Annotated in this window: 33 protein-coding genes and 1 riboswitch; of the genes, 5 read left to right on the plus strand and 28 right to left on the minus strand. The window is 41.0% G+C overall.

Features of this window, described 5'->3' with window-relative positions:
- Positions 1–10 precede the first annotated feature (10 nt).
- The gene (gene gcvT, locus JOD17_RS13470) at positions 11–1,102 is read right to left on the minus strand and encodes a glycine cleavage system aminomethyltransferase GcvT (protein ID WP_204698389.1); all 1,092 of its coding nucleotides are present in this window, start codon (positions 1,100–1,102) and stop codon (positions 11–13) included.
- 147 nt (positions 1,103–1,249) lie between these two features.
- Positions 1,250–1,346: riboswitch (glycine riboswitch) on the minus strand.
- 155 nt (positions 1,347–1,501) lie between these two features.
- Between gcvT and JOD17_RS13475 the strand changes: the two genes are divergently transcribed.
- Both JOD17_RS13475 and JOD17_RS13480 read left to right on the plus strand, forming a co-directional pair.
- Positions 1,502–3,121: a DEAD/DEAH box helicase gene (locus JOD17_RS13475; RefSeq protein ID WP_204698390.1), complete on the plus strand. Its 1,620-nt coding sequence runs from the start codon at positions 1,502–1,504 to the stop codon at positions 3,119–3,121.
- A 1-nt stretch (position 3,122) separates the two neighbouring features.
- Positions 3,123–3,899: a YqhG family protein gene (locus JOD17_RS13480; RefSeq protein ID WP_204698391.1), complete on the plus strand. Its 777-nt coding sequence runs from the start codon at positions 3,123–3,125 to the stop codon at positions 3,897–3,899.
- Positions 3,900–3,953: 54 nt separating this feature from the next.
- On the opposite strand, the gene JOD17_RS13485 is transcribed toward JOD17_RS13480, so the two are convergent.
- Positions 3,954–4,121, minus strand: coding sequence for a DUF2759 domain-containing protein (locus JOD17_RS13485; protein ID WP_081831512.1), 168 nt, complete (start codon positions 4,119–4,121; stop codon positions 3,954–3,956).
- A gap of 123 nt (positions 4,122–4,244) precedes the next feature.
- On the opposite strand from JOD17_RS13485, the gene JOD17_RS13490 reads away from it, so the two are divergent.
- The gene (locus JOD17_RS13490) at positions 4,245–4,880 is read left to right on the plus strand and encodes an MBL fold metallo-hydrolase (RefSeq protein WP_204698392.1); all 636 of its coding nucleotides are present in this window, start codon (positions 4,245–4,247) and stop codon (positions 4,878–4,880) included.
- Between the two features lie 49 nt (positions 4,881–4,929).
- Here the strand turns inward: JOD17_RS13490 and JOD17_RS13495 are convergent, their stop codons facing one another.
- The 6 genes from JOD17_RS13495 to JOD17_RS13520 form a co-directional block, all read right to left on the minus strand.
- Complete coding sequence (locus tag JOD17_RS13495) at positions 4,930–5,172, minus strand: DUF2626 domain-containing protein (protein WP_042359225.1); 243 nt, start codon at positions 5,170–5,172, stop codon at positions 4,930–4,932.
- A 94-nt stretch (positions 5,173–5,266) separates the two neighbouring features.
- Positions 5,267–5,497 (minus strand): hypothetical protein, encoded by a 231-nt coding sequence (locus JOD17_RS13500; RefSeq protein ID WP_204698393.1) that lies wholly within the window; start codon positions 5,495–5,497, stop codon positions 5,267–5,269.
- A gap of 44 nt (positions 5,498–5,541) precedes the next feature.
- Positions 5,542–5,751, minus strand: a complete 210-nt coding sequence (locus JOD17_RS13505; protein WP_042413578.1) for a hypothetical protein — start codon at positions 5,749–5,751, stop codon at positions 5,542–5,544.
- A 34-nt stretch (positions 5,752–5,785) separates the two neighbouring features.
- Positions 5,786–6,232, minus strand: coding sequence for a competence type IV pilus minor pilin ComGG (comGG, locus tag JOD17_RS13510; protein WP_204698394.1), 447 nt, complete (start codon positions 6,230–6,232; stop codon positions 5,786–5,788).
- Positions 6,205–6,672: a competence type IV pilus minor pilin ComGF gene (locus JOD17_RS13515; protein WP_204698395.1), complete on the minus strand. Its 468-nt coding sequence runs from the start codon at positions 6,670–6,672 to the stop codon at positions 6,205–6,207. Before JOD17_RS13515 ends, comGG (JOD17_RS13510) begins: the two co-directional genes overlap by 28 nt.
- A complete protein-coding gene (locus JOD17_RS13520; protein ID WP_204698396.1) occupies positions 6,654–6,944 on the minus strand; it encodes a hypothetical protein in 291 nt (96 codons plus the stop codon). The genes JOD17_RS13515 and JOD17_RS13520 overlap by 19 nt, the downstream gene beginning before the upstream one ends.
- 134 nt (positions 6,945–7,078) lie before the next feature.
- Here JOD17_RS13520 and JOD17_RS13525 point away from each other — a divergent pair, with 134 nt between their 5' ends.
- A complete protein-coding gene (locus JOD17_RS13525; protein WP_204698397.1) occupies positions 7,079–7,489 on the plus strand; it encodes a hypothetical protein in 411 nt (136 codons plus the stop codon).
- 167 nt (positions 7,490–7,656) lie between these two features.
- On the opposite strand, the gene JOD17_RS13530 is transcribed toward JOD17_RS13525, so the two are convergent.
- The 14 genes from JOD17_RS13530 to JOD17_RS13595 all read right to left on the minus strand — a co-directional run bounded on the left by JOD17_RS13530 (position 7,657) and on the right by JOD17_RS13595 (position 17,251).
- Positions 7,657–9,060, minus strand: coding sequence for a hypothetical protein (locus JOD17_RS13530; RefSeq protein ID WP_204698398.1), 1,404 nt, complete (start codon positions 9,058–9,060; stop codon positions 7,657–7,659).
- 604 nt (positions 9,061–9,664) lie between these two features.
- Entirely contained in the window at positions 9,665–10,006 is a 342-nt protein-coding gene (comGG, locus tag JOD17_RS13535; RefSeq protein WP_204698399.1) for a competence type IV pilus minor pilin ComGG, read from the minus strand.
- Entirely contained in the window at positions 10,006–10,473 is a 468-nt protein-coding gene (locus JOD17_RS13540) for a competence type IV pilus minor pilin ComGF (RefSeq protein WP_204698400.1), read from the minus strand. Before JOD17_RS13540 ends, comGG (JOD17_RS13535) begins: the two co-directional genes overlap by 1 nt.
- The gene (locus JOD17_RS13545) at positions 10,455–10,727 is read right to left on the minus strand and encodes a prepilin-type N-terminal cleavage/methylation domain-containing protein (RefSeq protein ID WP_204698402.1); all 273 of its coding nucleotides are present in this window, start codon (positions 10,725–10,727) and stop codon (positions 10,455–10,457) included. The genes JOD17_RS13540 and JOD17_RS13545 overlap by 19 nt, the downstream gene beginning before the upstream one ends.
- On the minus strand, positions 10,693–11,160 hold the full coding sequence (gene comGD / locus JOD17_RS13550; RefSeq protein ID WP_204698404.1) for a competence type IV pilus minor pilin ComGD: 468 nt from the start codon (positions 11,158–11,160) through the stop codon (positions 10,693–10,695). The genes JOD17_RS13545 and comGD overlap by 35 nt, the downstream gene beginning before the upstream one ends.
- The gene (comGC, locus tag JOD17_RS13555; protein WP_204698405.1) at positions 11,138–11,467 is read right to left on the minus strand and encodes a competence type IV pilus major pilin ComGC; all 330 of its coding nucleotides are present in this window, start codon (positions 11,465–11,467) and stop codon (positions 11,138–11,140) included. Before comGC ends, comGD begins: the two co-directional genes overlap by 23 nt.
- Entirely contained in the window at positions 11,464–11,604 is a 141-nt protein-coding gene (locus JOD17_RS13560; RefSeq protein WP_193745335.1) for a hypothetical protein, read from the minus strand. Before JOD17_RS13560 ends, comGC begins: the two co-directional genes overlap by 4 nt.
- Positions 11,605–11,615: 11 nt before the next feature.
- Positions 11,616–12,653, minus strand: a complete 1,038-nt coding sequence (comGB, locus tag JOD17_RS13565) for a competence type IV pilus assembly protein ComGB (RefSeq protein WP_204698406.1) — start codon at positions 12,651–12,653, stop codon at positions 11,616–11,618.
- On the minus strand, positions 12,650–13,600 hold the full coding sequence (comGA, locus tag JOD17_RS13570; protein WP_204698407.1) for a competence type IV pilus ATPase ComGA: 951 nt from the start codon (positions 13,598–13,600) through the stop codon (positions 12,650–12,652). Before comGA ends, comGB begins: the two co-directional genes overlap by 4 nt.
- Before the next feature lie 175 nt (positions 13,601–13,775).
- The gene (locus tag JOD17_RS13575) at positions 13,776–14,060 is read right to left on the minus strand and encodes a hypothetical protein (RefSeq protein ID WP_204698408.1); all 285 of its coding nucleotides are present in this window, start codon (positions 14,058–14,060) and stop codon (positions 13,776–13,778) included.
- Between the two features lie 79 nt (positions 14,061–14,139).
- Positions 14,140–14,529, minus strand: coding sequence for a hypothetical protein (locus JOD17_RS13580; RefSeq protein ID WP_204698409.1), 390 nt, complete (start codon positions 14,527–14,529; stop codon positions 14,140–14,142).
- A 157-nt stretch (positions 14,530–14,686) separates the two neighbouring features.
- Positions 14,687–15,268: a hypothetical protein gene (locus JOD17_RS13585; RefSeq protein ID WP_204698410.1), complete on the minus strand. Its 582-nt coding sequence runs from the start codon at positions 15,266–15,268 to the stop codon at positions 14,687–14,689.
- Positions 15,261–15,899: a thiamine phosphate synthase gene (gene thiE, locus JOD17_RS13590; protein ID WP_338028799.1), complete on the minus strand. Its 639-nt coding sequence runs from the start codon at positions 15,897–15,899 to the stop codon at positions 15,261–15,263. Before thiE ends, JOD17_RS13585 begins: the two co-directional genes overlap by 8 nt.
- The gene (locus tag JOD17_RS13595; protein WP_204698411.1) at positions 15,896–17,251 is read right to left on the minus strand and encodes a sigma-54 interaction domain-containing protein; all 1,356 of its coding nucleotides are present in this window, start codon (positions 17,249–17,251) and stop codon (positions 15,896–15,898) included. The genes thiE and JOD17_RS13595 overlap by 4 nt, the downstream gene beginning before the upstream one ends.
- Before the next feature lie 123 nt (positions 17,252–17,374).
- Between JOD17_RS13595 and JOD17_RS13600 the strand changes: the two genes are divergently transcribed.
- Positions 17,375–18,568 (plus strand): ornithine--oxo-acid transaminase, encoded by a 1,194-nt coding sequence (locus JOD17_RS13600; RefSeq protein ID WP_204698413.1) that lies wholly within the window; start codon positions 17,375–17,377, stop codon positions 18,566–18,568.
- A 98-nt stretch (positions 18,569–18,666) separates the two neighbouring features.
- Here the strand turns inward: JOD17_RS13600 and JOD17_RS13605 are convergent, their stop codons facing one another.
- The 6 genes from JOD17_RS13605 to JOD17_RS13630 form a co-directional block, all read right to left on the minus strand.
- Positions 18,667–20,952 (minus strand): NlpC/P60 family protein, encoded by a 2,286-nt coding sequence (locus JOD17_RS13605; protein WP_204698415.1) that lies wholly within the window; start codon positions 20,950–20,952, stop codon positions 18,667–18,669.
- A 164-nt stretch (positions 20,953–21,116) separates the two neighbouring features.
- Complete coding sequence (aspA, locus tag JOD17_RS13610; protein ID WP_169963128.1) at positions 21,117–22,535, minus strand: aspartate ammonia-lyase; 1,419 nt, start codon at positions 22,533–22,535, stop codon at positions 21,117–21,119.
- A 20-nt stretch (positions 22,536–22,555) separates the two neighbouring features.
- Positions 22,556–23,449 carry an arginase gene (gene rocF, locus JOD17_RS13615; RefSeq protein ID WP_204698417.1) on the minus strand — a complete coding sequence of 298 codons (894 nt, stop codon included), beginning with the start codon at positions 23,447–23,449 and terminating at the stop codon, positions 22,556–22,558.
- Between the two features lie 5 nt (positions 23,450–23,454).
- Positions 23,455–24,417, minus strand: coding sequence for an ROK family glucokinase (locus JOD17_RS13620; protein WP_204698419.1), 963 nt, complete (start codon positions 24,415–24,417; stop codon positions 23,455–23,457).
- On the minus strand, positions 24,414–24,635 hold the full coding sequence (locus tag JOD17_RS13625) for a YqgQ family protein (RefSeq protein WP_204698421.1): 222 nt from the start codon (positions 24,633–24,635) through the stop codon (positions 24,414–24,416). Before JOD17_RS13625 ends, JOD17_RS13620 begins: the two co-directional genes overlap by 4 nt.
- 25 nt (positions 24,636–24,660) lie before the next feature.
- Positions 24,661–25,152, minus strand: coding sequence for a hypothetical protein (locus tag JOD17_RS13630; RefSeq protein ID WP_042413540.1), 492 nt, complete (start codon positions 25,150–25,152; stop codon positions 24,661–24,663).
- Positions 25,153–25,309: the final 157 nt, after the last annotated feature.

Here is a 25,309-nt window from a genome sequence, read left to right on the forward strand (position 1 = left end):
GTTTTCCCTCCTAGCGTTTATAAAACGGTGTTTGGATGACTTTCGCTTCAACAATTCGCTTTCTTATGCCAACACGGACAGTCGTGTCAATGGCAGCGTAAGCTTCATCAAGTAGTGCAAGTCCTACATTCGTGCCAAGTGTTGGCGATTGCGTACCACTTGTCACATGACCGATCACTTCTTCTCGTTCGTTGTACACAGGATAATCGGTTCTCGGTATGCCTTTGCCAATCATTTCAATGCCAACGAGTTGGCGCTTAACACCTTGTTCCTTCTCTTCTTGCAAGGCTTTTTGACCAATAAACGGCTGAGTCTTTTTCGTTTTAACAGCAAACCCTAGCTTTGCTTCAAGTGGGCTAATCGAGTCTGACAATTCTTGACCGTATAATGGCAAACGCGCCTCAAGTCGAAGTGTATCTCTTGCGCCGAGACCACAAGGAGTCACTTCTTGTTTAAGGAGTGCATCCCAAATCGTTTTCGCATCTTCTGATTTGCAATAAATTTCAAATCCATCTTCTCCGGTATACCCACTTCTTGAAATGATCGCAGATGTACCGAGAAGCTTCGATTCAGCTAAAAATTGAAAAAATCCAAGCTCGTTCAAAGGTTCAGAAACGAGTGATTGTAATACCTCTTCAGATTTCGGACCTTGCAACGCTAATAGTGCATAGTCATCAGAAACGTCTGTAATCGTCGTATTCGGTTTTTGATGTGCCTTGATCCATTCAATGTCTTTGTTTCGATTTGCTGCATTCGGGATCACGAGGTAACGCTCGTTATCAAAACAATAGACGAGTAAATCGTCAACCGTTCCACCTTGTTCTGTACACATTAGTGAGTATTGAGCTTTTCCCGGTGTTAGCTTTGATACATCATTTGTCATGACCGTTTGTAACGTCTCTAGTGCGCCCTCTCCTTCAACAAAAGCTTCGCCCATATGAGAGACATCAAAGAGCCCTACATGATTTCGAACGGCATAGTGCTCTTCTTTAATCGATGTATACTGAACGGGCATCTCCCATCCACCAAATGGCACCATTTTTGCGCCTAAGTCTACGTGTGCATCGTATAAAGCTGTACGCAAATTCGTCACGTTTGTCATCGCCTCCACAATTCTTTAATAAAAAAAGACAGAACTCTCCAACAATCGTTGAAAAGCTCTGTCCGTTGACCAGAAAGTTTCTTCCGATGATTCAATCATCGGTGTGTCTTCGTGGGTGGCTCAATACATGAGCACTCTCCAGAGTTGCGTCAAACAGAAGTACTTTTGCCTGAGAGATTCACACATGTAGTGCTTGCTCCTTCGGCGCCGCTTTGAAACTTGCGAACTCTCCCTCTGTCATCACCCGCCAATGATTCAGTTGTATAGAAAGCTTAGGAAAATTACATACTATGAAGTATGTTGCGACTACGAAATCTTTACTACTCGTACGTACTATATTGCTAGTTTAGCATCATGCTAACCGACTGCCAATGATTTTATCGTAAATGAGGAGAGTACATGTATATCGATATTGACTTTTCTACTGATTGGGAACAAGAATTTCAAAAACGCCTCGACAACGACGGTCCATTCGCTTCTTGGGAAATGTTTAATTTAGCGTTCGAAGCAGAAGAACATCGTGCTGTGCCATCGTTTGATGGACTCGTTGCTCCATCATACTTACCGAACTTAACCCCGTACGAGCATCAATTAGAAACCGCTCGCCGGGTTGTGGAAGACATGAATGGCAAAGCCATATTAGCAGACGAAGTTGGTCTTGGAAAAACGATTGAAGCCGGACTCGTGCTGAAAGAATATATGATTCGTGGTCTCGTAAAAAAAGTATTAATCCTAGCACCCGCCTCACTAGTAAATCAATGGTCAAGCGAGTTAAACGAGAAATTCCACATTCCTGCCATCCCACAAAAGAAATCGTACGTTTGGGAACAAGCAGACGTTGTTGTCACATCGATGGAAACCGCCAAAAGACAACCTCACCGAGATATCGTACTGCAACAACCTTACGACATGATTATTATCGATGAGGCACACAAACTCAAAAACGCAAGCACAAAAAACTATGAATTTATCCGACAACTAAAAAAACGATTCTGCCTCCTACTCACAGCGACGCCTGTTCAAAATCGCATTGAAGAACTGTTTCATCTCGTCTCAATCTTAAAGCCTGGTCACTTAGGCGATGAACAATCATTCAAACGCCAATACAAAGAAGACCAAAAAGACTTGAGCAACGACGACATTAAAACACTCGTTCAACACGTGATGGTCCGCAACCGAAGAGCAGATACGAAAATCGACTGGAAAAAGCGCAACGTAGAAAACTACATGGTCACATTTACGAACGAGGAAATTGACTTGTATGAAGAAGTAAAACGGTTAAAAGATACGAACATGCACGGTTTATCACTTACGACACTTCTACGTGAAACGTGTTCAAGCAAACAAGCGTTAGGCGTCACGCTGTCTAACATGTTAAAAAAAGGGTTTCTTACCGAGGAACTCGTACAACCGTTAATTACAAAGATGCAACAAGCGAATCGGAATGCGAAAGCAGAACACGTACTAAAGCAACTTCACGAAAGCAAAGAAAAAACGATTATCTTCACCGAATACCGTGCTACTCAAGCGTATTTGCAGTGGTTTCTTCAACAGAACGGCATTAAGTCCGTTCCTTTTAGAGGAGGCTTTAAACGTAGCAAAAAAGATTGGATGCGCCAACTATTCCGTGACTATGCACAAGTAATGATCGCAACGGAAGCTGGCGGCGAAGGGCTTAACTTGCAGTTTTGTCACCATATGATTAACTACGACCTGCCGTGGAATCCGATGCGTGTGGAGCAACGAATTGGCCGAATCCATCGACTCGGACAAGAACACGAAGTACACATTACAAACTATGCCGTCGGCAATACGATCGAAGAGAGGATTCTAAGACTTCTTTACGAGAAAATCGAAATGTTTGAAGGCGTCATCGGACACCTTGATGACATCTTAGAACGCTCACAATCCACGAAGCTTGAACACTACGTTCAAGATGCGCTCTCCGAAGAGTCCGAAGTGATCGCACAAGAAAAGCTTCAACAATTGTCAACGTATATGAAAAAAGGAGGTGCGTAAGGTGAATCAAGCGAAAGTCCATCGTTACATTGAGCGCTACTTAACAACGTCAGGTGCACAATTTTTATCACGAAGTCCCGAAGACATTGAAGTACAACTCACGCGTGAACTTGATGAAGAGTTAATGAATCGACCCTTTTATTGGCATTACCTTGATAAAACCGGAGCAACTCCGCAACCGATGCAAATGCGGATGACAACAAACGTCGAGAACTCAAACGGATTTGAAAAAGTGCACTTTGGCTCACCAAGGTTGCATCAGTTTTTCTCTTCTGCTTTAAATAAAGGCCGGTTTACGAGGCTTTACGAGCAGACCGCCCCTCATTCTCGAACAGCACTATATCCGTGGCTCTGTTTAAACGTTCGTATTTCGTACACGTGTCACCGTAGAAGAGATGAATTACGCTCATTTGGCGTCCAACTTATTAATGGTGAAACGGTAGATAACTTTATGGACGTCTTGCGTAATCGTAATGTGCAATCGAGCATCCCAGAAATGGCATTTAAAATGGCTGGACTCATCCAACCGAAAAGTGCGGTCGCTCGCATTAAACAATACGTTCTAAAGGAACTTTCTTCAACAAAGCATGCGTGGGCAGACGAAGCCGTACGGCGTATGGAAGATGATTTATTGCTTCTTGATCGTTTCTACCAAGATCAAGAAGCAAGTGATCAAGAAGCCTATCAGTTAGAGCAAATAGCAATCAAAGAACAATACCAACCAGCCATTGAACTCAACTTTATTAATGGCGGGGTGTTTTACCTTCAAAGTTCGTAAAATAAAAAAGGCTGCTCACAACGTCATTGACATTGTGAACAGCCTTTTTGTTCGTTATGCTTCTGGAGCACCTGTAATTAGCGTCATGATCCCAAAGAATCCGAAAACGAGAATACTCGCTAGTGAAACCGCAACTCCTAGGAAGTTACGACGCTTTAATTCTCTAACTAACGCAATCGCTGAAAGAATCGCAACCGCTAATGTAATTGAACCCATTGCCATAAGTCATTCTCTCCTTACAAAGAAGTTATCGTAAAGTTCAACACGTAAGAGCGCCATTCCTTTTCAAAAACAATGCGACTGTGTACAATAGCATTGAAATAGGAAAAGGAGTGGATTCATTAAATGAAATGGTCTCAAGTGCCCTTAGGGCCCCTGCAAACCAATGCTTATGTGCTTTACAATGAAAACCTAGAAGCTATCATCTTCGATCCTGGTGGGGACGGTGAAGCATTTGAAACGGCAATACGAAACGCTTCGTTACAACCAATTGCGATCTTGCTTACACACGCACACTTTGATCATATCGGTGCGGTCGATCATATTCGAGAAGCGTTTAACATTCCCGTTTATATTCACGACATCGAAGCAGATTGGCTAACAGACGATGAACTGAACCGTTCAAGTAACTTCCTAAACGGACAAGGGTTCACCGTAAAGGCAGCTGAGAAGCTGATTACAGATGAAGGAAACCTTCAAGTCGGTAATTTCGCATTTGACGTTTACCATACTCCAGGACATTCACCAGGGAGTGTCTCTTATTATCATGCATCGTCAGGTACTGTGTTCTCTGGAGACGTGCTTTTCCAAGGAGGAATCGGCAGAACCGATCTTCCAGGCGGAAATCACGAAGAGCTCCTTTTAAGTATTCACGAGAAGTTGCTAGAACTTCCTGAAACGACAGAAGTAGCTCCAGGTCACGGTCCGACTACAACAATTCAACAAGAAACGGAACAGAACCCGTTTTTAAACGGTCTATAGAACATTCGAAAAGGCGGCCAAAACCGCCTTTTATGTATGTTCATTTTGTTTAGTGGCCAAATGACGGTTCCATAATGAAAATCGAGTATACGGAAAACACGACCATAAACAGTGTTAAGTAAGCGCCAAAGATGTAAATGTAATTACGCTCTGACAAGTTCATAAAGCCTAATCCAACAAAAGCTGCCGTATTCGCAAAGAAAATAAGTGCCATTTCATACATGTTCCCGACGAAGAACAAGACAGCAAAGATCCCTGTCCAGAACCCCATAACACGGAACATCCGGCCCATTTCGTTGTTCATATTGTTCCCTCCTTGCTGCGAAACTCAAAAGATTGTCCATCTCGATACTCACATTATATATGAATTTTTGTGTCGTTGTAAATTACTTTTCCCTGCGGTTTGCCAAGATAAAACGTGTCGGTTGCTTTTTTCTTGCTTGACGGTACGAAATTTTCATTGCAGTCGGCACCATTCCAAACATCGTAAACAGCTTTACTTTCCTTTTCTTTCGCGCCTTTCTGCGCTCCCAATAACTTGTTTCATGCGAAAAAAAGTTCTCTAGCCCTTTTAGAAATGATTCAACTAGATATTTTAAATAAGGATTCGGGTTCATCTAGATCAACTCCTGTTCCTTATCATTGACGGTTTTGTGACGATTTATCCATACGTATTTACAGGTTCGATTGCCAAAATATTTTTCCGTAAAAATCGTCGGTACGCTTGACTCTTAAAGCACCACGCATTTATTAAACGGTCGTCATACGTTTGAATACGTACGACCCGCTTTGTGAAATTACCACCTTCACTTTTGTAGATCATACAAAGCTTCTGACGTTTTACACACGATGTCTCGAGAATGGTTTGCAAAGACCTCCACCACCTTCAAAAAGAACGTTTGTTCTTACTCTATGCAAACGAAACGATTGTTAAACCTAAAAGAACCTTCCAACTCGTGGTTGGAAGGTTCGTAATCGTCTTCATTCGCCTCGTCTTCTTCAACATCAATCCGCATGATGTAAAACCGATGAACGACTGTCGTGTCGGCTGTCGTTTTTGATGTGAACACGACTTCATCGTAATCACTACTCGTTGCTTTTTGTGTATAACTCACGGTTCCAGAATCATAGTGATACGTTCCCGCTCGTTTGTCATCACCACGTTCAAACTGGCGCCACCACTCTTTTTTTGACTTCTCGATGAGCAATGAGGCTTGCATATAATGCTGGTACGACGTAACCATTTGTTTTTCAGTCAAAAAGAGGAGCGCTTGCGTTGCAACGAGCGCACTGAATACGAAGCATAATACGAGAATATACGGCATTATAGCTCCCTTTTCACCGATAGCCATTCTCCTTTCTCGATGATCACGTCTGAAAGAGCAAGCGAATGACGCTCATTCTGAAGGGTAATTGTTATGACGACCCCACGATTGCCTCGTTTCACTTCAAAGCGCTCTAAAGCGTTCAATAAAATCGTGTGACCTTGATTGTTCACTCTCATAATCAGTTGGTTATTTTGCATTTGAATTATTCGCACCGTTCCTTCAACATCCGTCATTTCTAAACGGTACGGATTTGGAATATCATAAGACACACTGTAAAGGCTTTCTTTTTGTAGTTGTTGGAATAATACGAGTAGCTCTTGGCGTTGCTCACCTCGTTCACTTTGCGGAGGATGGATCGCGTCATAAAGTAGAGGGACGACATACAGAATTGAAAAGAAAATCATCATCGCGATCACCGTTTCAAGCAGTGTAAACCCTTGATTATTTACGGAACTTCGAGACAAACGGATCGCTCCCTTTTACGCCAATGTTCCCAAGAAAGACACTGTAATTCGCCTTTTGTAAATACGGCTTCTGTTTGAACATGAACATGTACGGTTTGGCTATTTGCCATCGCCTGTTGCTGAGCAAAATACAAGTCCGTGACGAATTGCTCGATAAACGCATCTGTTGCTTGTTGTTTCATTAACTCCGTTGAATTAGCGACTGAGACGAACGCACAAATACTTACGATCAACAAGACAATCGCCATTTCAATATACGGGTGTAAGAACATATATTGTATTACTAAATAAAAAATATTATCCTCTTAATAATAATATTGTACCTTTTTTGGCAATTACTGTTTAATTATGTGTTCTAATATCGTATATTTAGAGTGATTTTATCTATAATAATGGAGTGAGTTATTTGAAAAGAATATGGTTACTCATATCAATTGTTATTGCAATCATAATTGCTTTACTTAGCATTAACTACATAAATGTAACTACATTTGGTGACAAAATTAATGAATTCACGAAAAAAAACGGGTCCATCGATACACTGATAATTGAACAGGAAAATGCAGACTCTGTTTTAGTAGAAGATAAAGAATTCATTTTGTATCTTATAGAAAGGGCAACTGATATGAAACTAAAAAGCGGAGAGCCCTTTAGCCCAAATGAAAGAATGTTTAGTATTATTATTGATACTGGTTCAGATCAACCCCATTTTATTCATCTCAAAGAAAATCAGATATTTATGTATGGTGATTATTTTGATATTCAAGGAGATAATTATCTTCGAAAAAGTATAGAGGATAATGTACTCGACAAATAACAAATAGACTGTGAAATAACTGAAATTGCCTAACACTAAAGACGATGATTACAGCTTATAAAGTTCTCTATTAGAAAAACCGAACTCATTCACCATTCCAATTTTAGAATGATGAATTTAGTTCGGTTTTCTTATTCCTAAAATGCTTTTGTCTAAAATTCTTGTTATTAGAGGTTATGTCTTGCTACATGCTTAATTGAATAATCAAGCGTTATGTCATGATCAGGTGAGTGGATTTCGCCTTGAAAAGTGAGATTAGCACCTTCTGAGCTTAAAGTATGATTACTAGCGACCGCTCTAATACCCCGATAAACCCTACCATCTAAGTTTCGTCTCTGATCTTCAAAAGTCGAATGTGTAAATCCTATTGTATTACCTAAATTATCACTACCATTATCCCCAATTATATCTACCAAATCTGTAATTGTGCTTCCATGCGGAACTAATCCAACTAAGAAACTTACTGCACCATTACCTGATTCAGATACGTTTGATCCATTCAATGTTTGATTTCTAAAAACATTTTCCCCTGTCAATGCAAACATACCATTTTCAAAATCTCGAATATCAACTCCTCCACCGTAATAGAGGATACTTAACTCATTAGTATTATGATCTAATTCAACCATTAATGAATCAGCAAGAGTTGTTGTAACGTCAAATCTATTCACACCTGACGATGTAAATCCTTGAAAATATGCTCCCGTATCCATAAAACTAATTTGAGTTATTGTAGAACCAACCTGCGTGGTACTATAAGAATGATAAGTACCACCACCGTCAGAATAATCTGCTATACTGGAATCATATGACCATCCAGAATTTCTAAAAACGCTATTAGGGATAGAATAATCATCCAAATTTGCGCTACCAGTTATTTTTAACTCATTTAGAGCAACACCTACTTCAGATACGTTTTGAACAGAAATATCCCTACTTTGAATGTCAATTTCTTTATCTGTGTTAGCATTATAGCTTTGCTCTAAGGTGTCTGTTTCTGACTCCTCACTTATGATATCTGAATTATTATTCACATTATATAGAGGTGCCACTTTTTCAAATTGTTCTCTATCATTTAAACTATTCGCTTCTAAAGATACTTCCGCTCCTTTAAGTATGTTATCGAACAATGAGTTGTCTAACTCTTCTTCGAATTTAAACCATGATTGATTTTTTACATCCTCAACTAAAATCGTTAAAAATTTACCTTCATTTTCAATTAGAAACTGTAAGATATTATAATTTTCGTCCATTATCTCAATATCACCAATTACATCATCATCTCGAAATCCTTTACCGCCAAAAGGGTAAAGTAAACCCTCAAACTCCAATTCAGATTCTACACCATTTAATAAAAAAGACCCTTTTGCATCAACCTCTCCTTGATTGTGAAATAATTCGAGGTTGCTAAGTATTGCTGAACCATCTGATTGTGTTTCAGTAAACCCTTCAATTTCAGTAATTTCTCCCTCAATTTCGGTAAACTCAATCTTATCTGCATCATTGGCATCAACTTCACTAGTTAAAGAAGCCATTAATAAGCCTGATAACAGAATAGATAAATTATTCAAAATAAAACCTCCAAAAATTAAATTCTTAAATATGAAAATTAAACATATTTAAGTTAAGACACAGTGTATATTATTGTCATATTATGGTCAATACGTTATATAATTACAAATTTATAAAATTTAATATTCAAAACTTTTATCTCGAATTTCATTATAACTATCTCGTTTTCATACATCTAATTACATTGTTTCCTATTAAGGCTTTTAACCCAACCAATTTATTGTCCCTATTCATTGAGGCTTCTTAAAACATTAGTTCAGGTGCAATCTTTCATACAATGAAGACTAGTTTTTATATGTTAATAAATATTCAATTAAAAAAAACAAATGTCCAACAATAATTATGAAAGATTTCACTAATGATATGGGCCAATTTTCGTGTAAGAATTACTAGCCATTCAAGTGACTACGGTGTAAGTAATGAACAACTTTCAAGTAAGTCTTACAATTATATATTGAAATTTAATAGTTCAAAAAATAAACCTTCTTGTAGTTTAAAAGTTTAAACCACCTAACCCCCACATAAGGACTTAGAGGTTAGGTTGAAGTTAATAATTCTCTTTTTACAATCTACTTAGAAAGAATTAAATTTATATTGAATCTCTTACTCTACTTCTTCTTCAACGTATAACCGCTTTATAAAAAAACGATGATTAACTACCGTATCTGTGTTCAACTTTGCAATAATCACAACTTCATCATAGTCACTGTTTGTTGCTTTTTGTGTATAACTCACGGTTCCAGAATCATAGTGATACGTTCCCGCTCGTTTGTCATCACCACGTTCAAACTGGCGCCACCACTCTTTTTTTGACTTCTCGATGAGCAATGAGGCTTGCATATAATGCTGGTACGACGTAACCATTTGTTTTTCAGTCAAAAAGAGGAGCGCTTGCGTTGCAACGAGCGCACTGAATACGAAGCATAATACGAGAATATACGGCATTATAGCTCCCTTTTCACCGATAGCCATTCTCCTTTCTCGATGATCACGTCTGAAAGAGCAAGCGAATGACGCTCATTCTGAAGGGTAATTGTTATGACGACCCCACGATTGCCTCGTTTCACTTCAAAGCGCTCTAAAGCGTTCAACATAATCGTATGACCTTGATTGTTTACTCTCATAATCAGTTGATTATTTTGCATTTGGATCGTTCGCACCGTCCCTTCGACATCGGTCATTTCTAAACGGTGCGGGTTTGGAATGTCATAAGACACGCTGTATAGGCTTTCTTTTTGAAGTTGTTGGAATAAGACGAGTAGCTCTTGACGTTGCTCACTCCGTTCAGCTTGTGGCGGATTAATCGCCCCATATAAAAGTGGGACAACATAAAGAACTGAAAAGAAAATCATCATCGCAATCACCGTTTCAAGTAACGTAAACCCTTGATTATTTACGGAAGTTCGAGACAAACGAATCGCTCCCTTTTACGCCAATGCTCCCAAGAGAGACATTGTGTTTCACCATCGGTAAACGATTGATACATCGTTCCGGTCGTCTTTTCATCACTAATGAGCATGGAGATTGCTTTAAATTCATGAGACACGTCAGCTCTCTCTTCATAAATCGCATGTAAGACGGGAATCATACTGGCACTTAAAATGGACAGCAACAACAACGCCGAAACAACTTCAATGAGTGTGAACCCTTGACTTTGATTTAACATAATAAAATCTCCCTGAACCGATTAAAAACACAAATCGATAATTGTGACGTTTCCCTTCAAACTGAAATGAGCCTGAAAACCGCAAGTTGCCATTCGTTCTAAACATAATGAGATCTGGTGCCATCGTTAAGCCCGCAGCTCTCATGTCTTCAGGGAACGGTTGGGACGTAAGAACTTTCTCATCCATTTTCACTTCATATTGCAATGCTTCTGTTTGAACATGAACATGTACGGTTTGGCTATTTGCCATCGCCTGTTGCTGAGCAAAATACAAATCCGTGACGAATTGCTCGATAAACGCATCTGTTGCTCGTTGTTTCATTAACTCCGTTGAAATAGCGACTGAGACGAACGCACAAATACTTACGATCAACAAGACAATCGCCATTTCAATGAGCGTAAAGCCTTCGTTACGAATTAGACGTTTTTCCACGTACAATGCCGTTGACAATTTCTAACTCTGTACCGTCTGAACATGTTGTTCGCTCGACATACCCTTCTAAATCGTTCAATGTAATGTCTTCAGCTTTCTTCCCCGATTCCACTGAAAAACTACCGACTTGAGATTGAATCAGATCGATTGTCGCTTCACAACTTTTTGAGTGGGCCACATCACTATTTTTCACCATATTCGGAACCGCAACGAGCAACAAAATCGAAATAATTAGCAACACGATCATCATTTCAATGAGCGTAAACCCTTTTTGATCATGATAAAAACGCCGAATTAGATTCATCATCGCTGTTCCCTCTCATACATGCGTTTAAGCAGCAGTTCTATGTCTAAACATTGCTGTATTTCAAGTCGGTGCATCCGCTGTTCAAGTCGTTCAAGTGCATGTTCTACTTCACTTCGTTTTTGTTCATGAATGAGCATATTGCCCTCCTTTAATAGGCGTCGATCGACGTAATCAATTGAAAAATCGGTAAGAATATAGACAGAAAGAGCAACAACATAAACAGTCCAATAACGAGAAATAAAATCGGTTGAATCGTCATCGTGATTTGTTGCACACGTTGTAATAGATCCTTCCAGAGCATTTCACTATAGTGAATCAAATCATCTGCAAGTTTTCCCGTTTGCTGACCGTGTTGAATAATTTCTTTAAACTCTGCTGTGTAGCAGCCACTGTTGACGACAACGTCTGGAAACTGCAATCCTTCGTTTAATTCTTCTTTCATTCGTTCTCCTTCTTCTTTAAAAATAGACAGACGGCTTTGGTCGACAAACACAGTAAGCACATCTAAAACATGCAGTCCTCCTTTTAACAGTTGCCCGAACTGGAGACTAAACGAATACGTCAAGTACATACGAAGCAGTCGGTTGATGAGAGGGATTTTTAGTATGAGATGATATTGTTGTAGGCTCGTTTTGTTCTTAAATGACCCATAATAATAGATCACACCGATCGTGATCACGATCAAAAGCAGAAGGAAACCATAAGGAATGGATTGAAAGAATAGGAAGGTCATCGTTGTAATGGCGGGGTATTCAATATCCATCGTTTGAAATAAAGCTTCGAATTGAGGAAACACGAAGAAAACCATAAAGGAGAATAACATTGCGATGATCCAAATTAACAAAATTGGATATCGTGCAATCGTCATGAATTGTTGTTTGATTTTTTCACGCTCTTTTAACATCCGTCCAGCGTAATAAAACCCTCGATTTAGTCGTCCATATCGTTCCGAAAAAAATAAATAAGCTTGAATATCGTTAGGCAATTCTAACCGCTCCAACGCCTCTCCCCACGACTTTCCTTCCCCGAGTGCCGTCAACCAATTCGCAATGATTGATTTCGCATAGGGACCGTCTTGTATTCCTAATAACGACGCGCCGTGATGCAACGTGTACCCTCGCTCAAGCAGCCGACTTAAATTCAAGAAAAAGTTCGCTTTGTCACTCGCTTTCCACTTTTTCTTCATACATACGTACCGAGTGGCAATTCATGATCAAGTAAATTCTGTTCTTGGCAACGTGCAATTTGCAATAGCAAAGGCTCGCCACTCAAAAACTGATAAGATGCCACCCTGCCTGACGGATGAGTAACTAGCGTTTGAGATACAACTGCAACGACACTTTCATACAAATAATTGGCACTAAGGCCGAATTCCATCAATCTCACGAGTGCACCTGCAGGATGTCTCGTGTGTAATGAAGTGAGCACGAGGTGACCTGTCATTGCGGCTCTCACTGCAATTTTGGCGGTAATTTCATCTCGAATTTCTCCGATCATCAGCACATCCGGATCGTGACGAAGCGCCGCCTTTAATGCGTTCGCATAACTTAGTCCAGCTTGTTCATTCACTTGCAATTGGGTATAAAGTGGATTTGGTTTTTCAATAGGGTCTTCTACAGAAATGATGTGGCGGAGTTGATCATTTGATACTTCTTCAAGAAGGGCATACATCGTTGTTGTCTTACCAGAACCCGTTGGTCCTGTGAGTAGAATTAATCCGTGGGTAAGTGTACAAAATTGCTGCAGTTGTTTCTTAGCGTTAACGTCCGCCGTTACGGTCTCGATTTGATATTGATTTGAAAGCGGAAGTAATCGAGCAGCTAAGCGTTCACCAAAAGTAATGGGCATCGTTGAAAGCCGAATCGCAACGTGTTCTTCACCAAACTGAAACGATAGCGAACCGTCTTGAGGCATCCTTCGCTCCCCAATATCCATGCCTGACTGGAACTTCAAATGTGCAATAAGCTTATCGCTAAGCTTACGGGGTAGGCGACTATGTTCCATTAAAACACCTTGCTTCCGAAAATAAACGATTGTTTGCTCTTTAAGCGGATGAAAGTGTACATCTGTCGCACGTTCTAAAAATGCCGCTTGAAATAGTGAATGAACATCTTCATACACAATCCCAACCAACGCTTCACCTTCCTTTCTAGCTTCTTGTCAACTCTCTCAACCGTAAAGATTCGACAATGAACTACAGATTCCTTCTTTTGTTTTGTTCTATTTTCGGAAAAGAATATGACGCTTACGATCAATACTAAAAAACAGAATCCCACAAAAGCAGGAGTTCTGTTTGTTTAGCTTGTCTTTATTTCTTAGCTTTTCGCTCCAAAATAATTGGAGCTATATTTAGTAGAATAGAAACGATTGTAAAAACCCATAAAGCTCTCTCCATACCCGGTACGACGTCCAATAAAGCTGCCCAATCTTCGACTTTTACCCACTCTGATACAAGACTATATTCTGCACAAAGTGTTAACGCCGTAAATGACAACCCCATCGCCATGGCAAGCTTATAATCCTTACCTGATTTGTACATACAAAGATTAGTAATCGTTGCTACTATAGCAACAACCCCTACGATTACCCACATAACGATCCCTCAATATGTTTAGTTGTTTCTGTTAGAGTAATCCAACTTCTTAATTTTTGCATTATTTTTTGAGTTAATCTTAGGTGATTTGTTCATGCACGGGGTTTTCTATTAAAAATGACAACGCCTCGTCTTCAGTCAAAAAATGCAATTCTCGTTTATGTTTGGATTGCCTTGTTGTTCGCTTTAACTGTAATTTAGCAACTTGACTTTTTACAATCACAGCTGCTCGTTGCATGCCAACTTCTAATAGCCATTCCTGATGGGATACGATTGCCTTTTGCGTTTCTGGTTGGAATGCAGTGACATCTTGCATATAAACGAGCACATCAAATCCTGGTGTAGAGAATTGTTGAATGAGTCGTTCAATGTCACGATTAGCTTCTTCAACTCCTTCTGAAGTTAATTCACTCGTCCAATGAATGCCAATCACTTTATGCTCAACGTTTACAATGGTAATTCGATACATTTAAAAAGCCCTCCAATTTCAATTAAGTAGGTAACTTTACCCAATCATCGTTCAATCGAAACAAGACTTTAGACTCACATCATTTATAAGCACTCACGAAACAGCAAAAAGACTGCAGCAAAATGCATTTGCTGCAGTCTTTTTTAAGCTGTTCAATTTAGTTCGTGATCTCTATTTCTTTCACCCAGTAGAAATAATCATAAGCGTCCATACCAGGGAACGGTGGCTCTTCAAAAGATGGGTCGTCTCCACGTTGTCCTGCATGGTTTTCCCACGTGTGCAAGTAATACACTTCTGCACGATCGACCGTTGTTTCAAGTTCAATTGTTGCTTCTCCTTCAACCCCGTATACAGTATAGGCATCTAGACGGTTTGGAAATGAGAAGATAACACCATCGTCAACAATATCTCCTTCAAGTTCATTCGTTTCATTTCCGCTTTGGTATAACGTGACCGATGCATCTACGACTTCTGATCCGTGAATTTGTTCATCGTTGTCATCATAAAAAATCACACCAACATACTCTTCGCCTTCAATCTCTCCATCAGGAAGCATTCCCCAGTCCCAATGAACAGATACCGTTTCTTCTTCAATGTGCCCTTCTAACGTTAGTGTCTCTTTTAATTCTTCATGATCAATACGATCTGCACTTGAAACATAAAAGTATCCCCCGACGAAAAGGAAAACCATTAACGCCCCTGGTATAATTAACATCCATTTGTTGCTACCTTTAAACATTTTTTCTCCCCTGATCATATAAAGTTTGAAACGTCTGCGCTGCTTGTTTTACCGATGTTGCTTGTAACACATCACTAATAACAGCAACTTGTGTTACGCCTGTTTCAATGACTGACAATGCATTTTGCTGATTAATTCCACCAATAGCAACCGTTGGAATGGCAACACCTTCGACAATTTTTCGTAACAATGTAAGGCCGATTTCTTGTTGCGCATCTTTTTTCGTAGCCGTAGCAAATACCGGACCTACACCGATATAATCCGCCCCGTCTCGTTCTGCACGTACTGCTTCTTCGAGTGAATGTGTAGAGATTCCGATGAGCTTGTTCGGTCCGAGTAGCTTTCTTGCTTCGGTGAGCGGAACGTCATCTTGACCAAAATGAACCCCGTCAGCATCAATAATCAGTGCCACATCTAAATGATCGTTCATAATAAACGGAACATCGTAGCTTTTGGCTAATGCAGAAAGCGCCCTTGCATTCTCGATGACTTGTTTCTTAGAACCATTTTTGTCACGATATTGAATCATTTTAGCGCCACCCTGAAGCGTTTCTTCCATTACTTCAAGAAGAGGGCGTCCAGGATGCAACTCCTCTGCTGTAATTGCGTATAGACCATTTTGAAGCATCATGTATCTTCCTTTATGTTTAGTTTTTTAATTCGGTATTGAAGTGTCTGCCGACTCATACCAATGGCTTTCGCTGTTTGCGAAATGTTTCCGTGATGTTCTTGTAAAGCACGTTGTAAGTACTGCCGTTCTTGTTCATACATGTAATCATGAAAGGTTTGCGATGTTGTCACTGACTCAGAACGTTCTGCTACTACTGCAAAATAATTTGGCAGGTGTTCTTGTCGTAAACAAACATCTTCGTCGTCGATAAAATTCATTGCTCCTTCAATAACATGCTCCAGTTCTCTTACATTACCCGGGTAATCATGATCGTGCACCTGGTGCATAAACCCTTCACTCATTTCTCGTATCTTTAAATTGAATCGCTTGTTAAATTTATTAACGAACGAGAAAACGAGTGGCTCAATGTCTTCTTTTCGTTCCCGCAGAGGGGGTACGTGCAGACTAACGACGTTTAGACGGTAATACAAATCACGACGAAGTCGTCCTTCTTCAATTGCTACAATCGGGTCTTCGTTCATCGTCGCAACGACCCTTACATCGACTTTTTGATCTTGAATTGCACCGACCCGCCGCACGCGCTTATCTTGCAAGACGCGTAGTAGTTTCGCTTGGAGCACCATCGGCAAGGAATTAAGCTCATCTAAAAGCAACGTGCCCCCATTCGCTTGTTCAAACAAGCCAGCCTTTTCTTTCGCACCGGTAAAAGCTCCCGTGGCGGTTCCAAACAAAATACTCTCAAGCAACGTCTCTGGGATGGCGGCACAGTTTTGGGTCACATATGGGCCGTTTTGTCGCTCACTTCCAGTATGAATACTTTCAGCAAACAACTCTTTTCCCGTCCCCGTTTCACCGATAACTAAAACCGAAGACGTCGTTCGAGTAGCCCGCTTTGCTTCTTCAATCACACGAAGCAACGCTTTCGAATGTCCGATAATATCAGCAAACGTAAACCGTTCACTCTGCCGCTTCGTCGCACTTTGCTCCATATAATGCTCTAACCGTGTCACATCTCGAGACAACTCGACCGCCCCGATGCATCGATCCGCGTCATACAATGGGCTCGTCCGATTAATCGTTGTCACATCATGACCATATGCGTTTTTGTATGATTGTTTTCTAGACCGTGAGCTTTGTTTTGTATGAATCGCCGTAAGCAATGTACTGTCTTCAACGCGCTTGAAAGAGAAAACCTCTTGGACTGGCCGGTTAATGACGTCTTGTGGGTCCATGCCTTCAATCGTTGCCATCTGATCGTTGTAGTACATCGTCACTCCACGTTGATCAATAATATGGACGCCAACGTCAAGTAAAGATAATAAATGACACACACTTTCCCGGCTCATAACCATAGGACGTTCCCCTTTCCCAATTGATTCTTTTATTATAGCAAATCCAGCATTTTTTGACACACCTCTTCTATAGTTGGCTTGAAAATTGCATAAGAATAAAGGTGAGAAAAGGAGTGACTATACATGTCGAATACTAAAAACTTAATTTCACAACACGATCATTACGGAGCACCAAATTATCATCCACTTCCTGTCGTGATCTCTGAAGGAACTGGCTCTTGGGTGAAAGACGCGGATGGCAACGAATTTCTTGATATGCTAAGCGCTTATTCAGCAGTCAACCAAGGTCATCGTCACCCTAAAATTATTGATGCATTAAAAGCGCAAGCCGATCGATTAACTTTATCCTCTCGCGCTTTCCATAACGACCAAATTGGACCATTTTATGAGAAGCTATCTAACTTAACAGGTAAAAATAAAATTCTACCGATGAACACTGGAGCAGAAGCCGTAGAAACAGCAATTAAAGCGGCACGTCGATGGGGTTACCGTGTAAAAGGTATTGCCAACAACCAAGCTGAAATTATCGTTTGTACAGATAATTTCCATGGCCGTACGCTCGCTGCCGTGTCGTTATCATCAAACGAAGAATACCAAAAAGACTTCGGTCCACTTCTTCCAGGGATCAAAGTCATTCCCTACGGTGATATCGATGCATTAAAAGCTGCCATCACAGAAAACACGGCTGCATTTATGTTCGAACCAGTTCAAGGTGAAGCGGGAATTCTAATTCCACCGACTGGATTTTTGCAAGACGTTCGTGAGTTATGCACAAAAGAAAATGTACTGATGATTGCTGATGAAATTCAATGTGGTCTCGCTCGTACCGGGAAAATGTTCGCTTGCGAACATGAAAATGTTACGCCTGATCTTTACATTCTCGGGAAGGCACTTGGCGGGGGAGTTATGCCAATTTCTGCGGTTTGTGGAGACGAAGACGTGCTCAACCTCTTTGAACCTGGTTCGCACGGCTCAACGTTTGGTGGTAATCCGCTTGCATGTGCCGTATCCATCGCTGCCATGGACGTCATTATTGAAGAAGACCTTGCTCAACGTGCCGAAAAATTAGGCAATTATTTTATGGAAGAGTGCAAAAAAATTAAGCACCCTGCCATTAAAGAAGTACGCGGAAGAGGGTTGTTTATCGGAATCGAATTGCATGAACCCGCAAGAAAATATTGCGAAAGCTTAATGGAAAAAGGCATGCTCTGTAAAGAAACACACGAAAATGTACTACGCCTTGCGCCACCTCTTACGATCTCGAAAGAAGATCTTGATTTTGCGATTGCGAAACTTAACGAAGTATTTGCTAGCTAATCTCTCAGACAGCAATTAGGCAATTTAATAATACGAGCTCATCGAAGAATTCGATGAGCTCGTTTAAATGTATTCAGAACGTTTAACTAGCTAACGTTTCACACGTCATTCATCGTTCTTCCTTCTACAAATCGATCAATCCATCGCTGTTCTCCGTCTAATGATTGTTCAGATACTTGATCTTGTACAATTGTAATGAATTGACCATCACCAGTGTAAATTCCAACTAACTTCGGATTCTCAAAAAACAGAAGGTCACCTTCGTTTAGTTCTTCAACATGGATGCTCTCACCCGTTTGTTGTAAGTCATCGATGTTATCTGGTAATTCAATGCCTGACGCTTCGTAAAACAGCTGTTGCATAAATGTTGCCGACGTATCAACAAACGATTCATCAATATAACTTCTTGCAATTTGAACGACTTCAAGGTCACGTCGATCTGTATTATACGTTCTTGCACCGATTAAACGAGGTGGCCAGTATTCACTCGTTGTCAAATCGATCACCGTTACACCGTTTGAAACGGTCGTCACGATCATTTGATTGTTTCCGATATACAGAGCGGGAATAATGCTCGAACCTTGGAAAAACAGAAGATCTCCCGGTTCAGCTGCTTCAATTGAAACTTCTGTTCCTTCTTCCCACTGTTCTCTCCCAAAACGAGGAAGCTCGTAATGATAAGCTTCGTTGTAGACGTACTGTACAAACCCTCCTGTATCAAAACCATCATCTGGGGTAGTACCACCTTGTTTATAATCCGTGCCTAGCAATTGATAAGCTTCAAAAATCGCCTCATTGTCGTACTGGATCGTCAAATCATCAAACCGTTTTGCTCCGGTGAAATGATCTCGCCAATACTCACTCATATAAGAAATCGTTGTCTGTCCTTCTTCTCCTGTTGCGTGAATGATGTAATCTTCTCCTAAATAAATGGCAGTGTGAGAGATGCCTTCTTGCCACGTTCCTGAGAAATATAAGACATCTCCAGGACGCAATTCTTCATCTAATTCAACGTCATTAATGTCCGTGCCTTCAGGAAGCATTGTTTCTCCGACTTCCCATTGCTTATAACTGATTCGGGGTAAATGAACATCCATCGCTTCCCTAAAAACCATTTGTACAAAAAAGGAGCAATCAAATGCATCCAACGTACTTCCGGTCATTAAATACGGCGTTCCGATATAGTTCATCGCCTCCCTGATAATTGGGTTCTCATGCTCCTCATAGGTCAGTGGATTTGATTTTTCCAATCTGTCATCGGTATAACGTGCAGCACCGACATAACGGTCCGAATAATACGTATTGTAATCCAAATGCCGCTCTTCAACGCCAGATGACGTTGCAATGACAAATTGATCATCTTCTGAATAGATTCCAGCGATCAACTCCCCATCATCATTTTCGAAAAAGACGAGGTCCCCTGGTTCCAGGTCTTCTCGTTCAACCTCCATACCAGCTTCATACAATGCTGGCGTTCGTTTTGAAAGCCAACTTCCGGTGATTTCCTTGTACACGTAATAGACAAATGAGCCTGAATTAAACCCTTCCTCTGGACTTGAACCAGTGCGATTATACGGTGTACCTATGAGTTCACGTGCCAACTGCACAATGTCATGATCCGTAGGCGGGGATGAATCGCCATCATATCGTTTAGCCCCGACGTATCGATCTTGATAATAACTACTCGTCTCCATGTTTCGTTGGACAATACCTTCAGTCGTTACGATGACAAACTGTCCATTTCCGATATAGATGCCAGACATTAAGAAGCTGCCTTGAAAAAACACAACATCTCCCGATTGTAATTCGTCAACGTCATCGCCTTCAATCCATTGATCACTTGCTGCGCGAGGCAACGAAATCCCTCTCGCTTCTTCATAAATAAACTGAACAAACTCTGAGGTAATGAAGCTTTGATCGTTTTCACCAACGTTTTCTAAAGCCAGTTCCGCTGCCGGATCAATCTCCTCGTCTTGACTAAATCTCACCGCGCCATGATAGGCGTCTGACCAATAATCGCTATGATTAAAATTGCGCTCTGAAATGCCTTCACTCGTGACAATCACAAAGCGTCCATCGTTAATGTAAATCCCAGACATCAAAGAAGAGCCTTGGAAAAATACGACATCGCCAGACTGTAAGTCACGTCGCTCGATGGCTTGTCCCATTTGTTGTTGTTCTCTTGCGAATCTTGGTAGATGAACACCGATCACTTCTTCATACACATACTGGACAAACTCAGACGTTAAAAACTCTTGTTGATTTTCTCCAACCATCTCAAGAGCGAGATTTGTTACTCGATCGTTTGAATCTTCTGCATTAGCTAGTTCGGGAACAAGTATAATTAGAAAAACGAACGAGACGAATCGTTTTAATTGCTTCACTTCTTCACCACCTTAATAAACTATAATGAACTCTTAGTATAGGGATTGTTGGAGCATTTCTCGATGGGGAATTCCTACTTTTCTAAACATACAGTATCACTGACCGACAATAACTAAAAAAAGAGCTGACCCGTAAGTAATTTACGAGACAGCTCTGTCATGTATTATTCCATGAAACGTTTACCAGCAATACCTGGGTTTGTCATTTCTTGTGCATCTAGAATTTCATCGAGTTCTTCTTCAGAAAGAATGCCACGCTCAAGGCAGATCTCTTTCACTGAACGTCCGGTTGAAAGTGCTTCTTTTGCGACTCTCGAAGCGACTTCATAACCGACGTGAGGGTTAATGGCCGTTACAATACCGACACTACGATGAACTTGCTCTTTACTATGTTCCACATTTGCAGTCATGCCTTCAAGTGCATACTTGCGGAAGACGGTTAATCCATTATCAAGAATGGATAAAGATTGCAACAAGTTAAATACGAGCACTGGTTCCATTACGTTTAACTCAAGTTGCCCCGCTTCTGAAGCCAATGAGATTGTCTGGTCGTTTCCGATTACTTGGAATGAGATTTGGTTCACAACTTCACACATGACCGGATTCACTTTACCTGGCATGATTGAAGAGCCTGGTTGGCGTGCAGGCAAGTTAATTTCATTAATGCCTGTCTTCGGTCCTGAACTCATTAAACGCAAGTCATTTGCCATTTTTGAAAGGTTAATGGCAAGGACTTTCAACGAGCCAGATAGCTCTGTGTAAGCGTCTGTGTTCTGCGTTGCATCGACGAGATGCTTCGCACTTACGAGTGGAAGACCCGTCAGTTGCGCTAAATACTCAGAAACTGTTTTAATGTACTCTGGCTGAGCATTTAAGCCTGTCCCAACGGCTGTAGCTCCCATGTTAATTTCATACAAGTTGTCAAGCGCACGACGAATACGTCCACGATCGCGCTCTAACATGCGACGATACGCACCCATCTCTTGACCGAGACGAATTGGTACGGCATCTTGCAAATGTGTACGTCCCATTTTAATGACATCATCAAATGCTGCTTCTTTTTTCTCTAATGTATCAATGACCGCATCTAACGCGTTTTGCAAGCCTTTTGAAAGCTTTAGAGCTGAAATATGGATCGCCGTTGGAAACGCGTCATTCGTTGATTGAGCCATGTTCACGTGCGTGTTTGGACTCAATCTCATATAATCGCCTTTCTCGTATCCTAAAATTTCAATTGCTCGATTGGCAATCACTTCATTTGCGTTCATGTTAAATGAAGTTCCTGCACCACCTTGAATAGCATCAACGACAAATTCACCGTTATGTTGTCCTTCAATGACTTCTTCTGATGCGCGGATAATTGCACTTGCAAGTGACTCGTTCAGGTTTCCAACGTCACGGTTCGCCATTGCTGCAGCTTTCTTCACGTAACCAAATGCTTGAATTAGTGCAGGATGTGGCGGATAGCCAGTAATTGGAAAGTTCTCCATCGCTCGTACCGTTTGAATGCCGTAATAAGCATCAACCGGAACGTGTTTTTCCCCTAAAAAATCTCGTTCAATGCGGTATTCTTTTGCTTCCATGAGACAATTGTCCCCTCCAGTTATTTTAACTTCTCACCAAATAACGAACCCATCAGAGCAACGGCAGCTTCTGCTGTTTTATTCTTCTCATCAAGTATCGGATTTACTTCAACAAACTCACACGACGTGATGCGTTTTGACTCGTGCAACATTTCCATCGCAAGATGACTCTCGCGATAAGACAGTCCACCTACAACAGGCGTCCCGACTCCAGGAGCATCCAGTGGATCTAGACCATCTAGATCTAAGCTTAGGTGGATGCCATCACAATGTTCAAGATGTTTAAGCGAACGTGACATCACCTCAGTCATTCCGAGGCGATCCACTTCATGCATCGTAAAAACGGTAATATTAGACGTTCTAATAAATTCTTTCTCAGCTTCGTCTAACGCACGAACACCGATTAATACGATGTTTTCTTCTTTTAAAGGATGATCTTGAAAAAGTTCAGTTAACTGCTTATTTCCCCGTCCGAGCGCTACCGAAAGTGGCATGCCGTGGATATTCCCTGATGGGGATGTTTCTTCAGTGTTAAGGTCTCCGTGAGCATCATACCATATAACGCCGAGTTGTTCATAATGTGGCGTAATTCCTGCGAGTGATCCGATCGCGATGCTATGATCCCCGCCAAAAACGAGCGGGAATTTGCCATTTTCTACAATTTCAGAAACTGTACGTTTTAATGCAAGACTTGCGTTAACAACAGTATGTAAATGTTTTAAGTTGGAAGGAGATGCTTCTTTCTCAGTAGGACGTTCAATCAAAATATCTCCACAGTCTTCAATTGCGTACGATAAATTCTCAATTCGTTCGACTGCGCCTGCATACCGAATTGCACTTGGACCCATGTCCACTCCTCTTCGACTTTGTCCTAGGTCCATCGGAACACCTACAATTGATATCGCTTTATTCATTTGATTCATTCTCCTCTCAGATGATTAATCTCTGCGCTGTGACGATCTAGTGCCAGCTTTGCTGCACCGTAAATCCCGGCTTCATTGCCCAGTTTTGCAGGCACAATTAACGTCTTAGGGTCTGTTTCAAGCAGTGCAAAACGAGAAAAGTGCTTACGAAGTGGCTGAAAGAGCGAATCGCGAGCAGCTGAAATCCCTCCACCAATCAGTACTTTGTTCGGATTGATTAGCGTGACAGCGTTTGCAAGAGCAAGTGCTAAATAATACGTACACTCTTCGATAATCTCAAGTGCGACGTGATCACCAGATTTTGCAGCTTTTACAATGGACTCGACAGAGTCATCCCACTCAAGCTCGGTTGTAACGTTACGTTTTTCACTTAATTTGTCACGCAACGTATTCGCAAATCCTTTTGTTCCTATGTATTCTTCTAGACAGCCACGTCGATTACACGCGCAAAGTCTACCTCCTGGCTTTATTGTAACATGTCCAATCTCTCCACCTGTACCATTTGGGCCATTTATTATTTCTCCACGATGAATAATGCCACCACCAACACCTGTACCGAGCGTTACGAGTAAGAGTGTTTCACTTTGTTGGCCTGCTCCTTGCCAATATTCCCCGAGCGCTGCTAGGTTCGCATCGTTGTTCACAAAGACCGAAACATCCAGCAGTCGTTCAATCCGTGCCTTGAGGTTGTACTCTTTCCAACCAACGTTTACTGCACCGTGAACAACGCCACTTTTTGCAGGAACAAAACCTGGAACACCGACACCAATGCTTAAAAGCTTGTCGCTCGTTCGCATTTGACTTTTTATACTCGTTGCAATATCACTTGCAATGGACTCACCGTTATTTGCAACATTTGTTTTGATCGACCATTTGTATTGCAATTGACCCAAGGTCGTAAATGCGCCTAACTTTATGGTACTCGCGCCAATATCCACCCCAATTACGACGACGTTCATAACTCCTCCATGTCGTCTGTTTTTTTGTTGTGTTCGGCTTGAAGGCGCTCTGCTTCACGACCGAGCAATAACTTGCCGTGCATGTAGCGCTTTGGGTCAATCAGTTTGACATCGTAGAGCGCTCGTAGTTCTTCCTCCATTAAGTATAAATCGGTAATTGGATCTCTCGTATAAATGACACTGTTGTATTTCATTAAGAATTGACGTATATCATACACATTTTTAAAATCTTCCATAGCTACATTATAGCAACTTTCCCGCGGTCGCGAAAACTAGAAATACGAGAGGAACAAAAGGTAAATACCGAAAACGCGACCATTGTAAGGAGAGTAGATTTTGTAAATAAAATCCTGCAAACAATCCAATGACAAATATAATAAGAAGTAAAATAAACGTGAGGATTTGCGAGAACCAGACGTTCACAAGCGCCCCTGTTAAGAAAAATAACCCGAGCATACTCGCCCAAATCCGTACATCTTTCCGTCCAAAAAACCCGTAATACGGATGATAACCAACGACAGCTGCAGTAATAAAGATGATCGTACACGTTGACCAAAATCCGCTTAACCAAGATGGCGACAAAAACGCAAAGTAAGAGTTCGCAAGTACTAACCCTAAATAACCGCAACCTCCAAACAAGAGGACGATTAATAGCATCCATTTTTCGACATCCGTGACACGTTGATGTACGAGCATTGCCCCAAAGGCAACAGCAACCATAAACGCAGCAATCATAATTATGGGCTCCTTTTTGTTTAGGTCGTACATGTGTATGCACAGAAAAACGAAGACTTGTCATTTGTTTTAAGACTGCTACGTTTTGAATACCAAAGCAAGATTGCAGGTTCGGAAGAGATCGGTTGTGAATGCAACTTCACAAAAAATCGATCAA

This window comes from Geomicrobium sediminis (assembly GCF_016908595.1).
Lineage (GTDB): Bacteria > Bacillota > Bacilli > Bacillales > Marinococcaceae > Geomicrobium_A > Geomicrobium_A sediminis.

Coding starts and splice junctions, on each gene's coding strand:
- gcvT (WP_204698389.1), bottom strand. CDS start 1,102: ATGACAAACGTGACGAATTTGCGTACAGCTTTATACGATGCACACGTA.
- JOD17_RS13475 (WP_204698390.1), top strand. CDS start 1,502: ATGTATATCGATATTGACTTTTCTACTGATTGGGAACAAGAATTTCAA.
- JOD17_RS13485 (WP_081831512.1), bottom strand. CDS start 4,121: ATGGCAATGGGTTCAATTACATTAGCGGTTGCGATTCTTTCAGCGATT.
- JOD17_RS13490 (WP_204698392.1), top strand. CDS start 4,245: ATGAAATGGTCTCAAGTGCCCTTAGGGCCCCTGCAAACCAATGCTTAT.
- JOD17_RS13495 (WP_042359225.1), bottom strand. CDS start 5,172: ATGGGCCGGATGTTCCGTGTTATGGGGTTCTGGACAGGGATCTTTGCT.
- JOD17_RS13500 (WP_204698393.1), bottom strand. CDS start 5,497: ATGAACCCGAATCCTTATTTAAAATATCTAGTTGAATCATTTCTAAAA.
- comGG (WP_204698394.1), bottom strand. CDS start 6,232: ATGGCTATCGGTGAAAAGGGAGCTATAATGCCGTATATTCTCGTATTA.
- JOD17_RS13520 (WP_204698396.1), bottom strand. CDS start 6,944: ATGTTCTTACACCCGTATATTGAAATGGCGATTGTCTTGTTGATCGTA.
- comGG (WP_204698399.1), bottom strand. CDS start 10,006: ATGCCGTATATTCTCGTATTATGCTTCGTATTCAGTGCGCTCGTTGCA.
- JOD17_RS13545 (WP_204698402.1), bottom strand. CDS start 10,727: ATGTTAAATCAAAGTCAAGGGTTCACACTCATTGAAGTTGTTTCGGCG.
- comGC (WP_204698405.1), bottom strand. CDS start 11,467: ATGATGAATCTAATTCGGCGTTTTTATCATGATCAAAAAGGGTTTACG.
- JOD17_RS13560 (WP_193745335.1), bottom strand. CDS start 11,604: ATGCTCATTCATGAACAAAAACGAAGTGAAGTAGAACATGCACTTGAA.
- comGB (WP_204698406.1), bottom strand. CDS start 12,653: ATGAAGAAAAAGTGGAAAGCGAGTGACAAAGCGAACTTTTTCTTGAAT.
- JOD17_RS13575 (WP_204698408.1), bottom strand. CDS start 14,060: ATGTGGGTAATCGTAGGGGTTGTTGCTATAGTAGCAACGATTACTAAT.
- JOD17_RS13580 (WP_204698409.1), bottom strand. CDS start 14,529: ATGTATCGAATTACCATTGTAAACGTTGAGCATAAAGTGATTGGCATT.
- JOD17_RS13585 (WP_204698410.1), bottom strand. CDS start 15,268: ATGTTTAAAGGTAGCAACAAATGGATGTTAATTATACCAGGGGCGTTA.
- thiE (WP_338028799.1), bottom strand. CDS start 15,899: ATGATGCTTCAAAATGGTCTATACGCAATTACAGCAGAGGAGTTGCAT.
- JOD17_RS13595 (WP_204698411.1), bottom strand. CDS start 17,251: ATGGTTATGAGCCGGGAAAGTGTGTGTCATTTATTATCTTTACTTGAC.
- JOD17_RS13600 (WP_204698413.1), top strand. CDS start 17,375: ATGTCGAATACTAAAAACTTAATTTCACAACACGATCATTACGGAGCA.
- aspA (WP_169963128.1), bottom strand. CDS start 22,535: ATGGAAGCAAAAGAATACCGCATTGAACGAGATTTTTTAGGGGAAAAA.
- rocF (WP_204698417.1), bottom strand. CDS start 23,449: ATGAATAAAGCGATATCAATTGTAGGTGTTCCGATGGACCTAGGACAA.
- JOD17_RS13620 (WP_204698419.1), bottom strand. CDS start 24,417: ATGAACGTCGTCGTAATTGGGGTGGATATTGGCGCGAGTACCATAAAG.
- JOD17_RS13630 (WP_042413540.1), bottom strand. CDS start 25,152: ATGATTGCTGCGTTTATGGTTGCTGTTGCCTTTGGGGCAATGCTCGTA.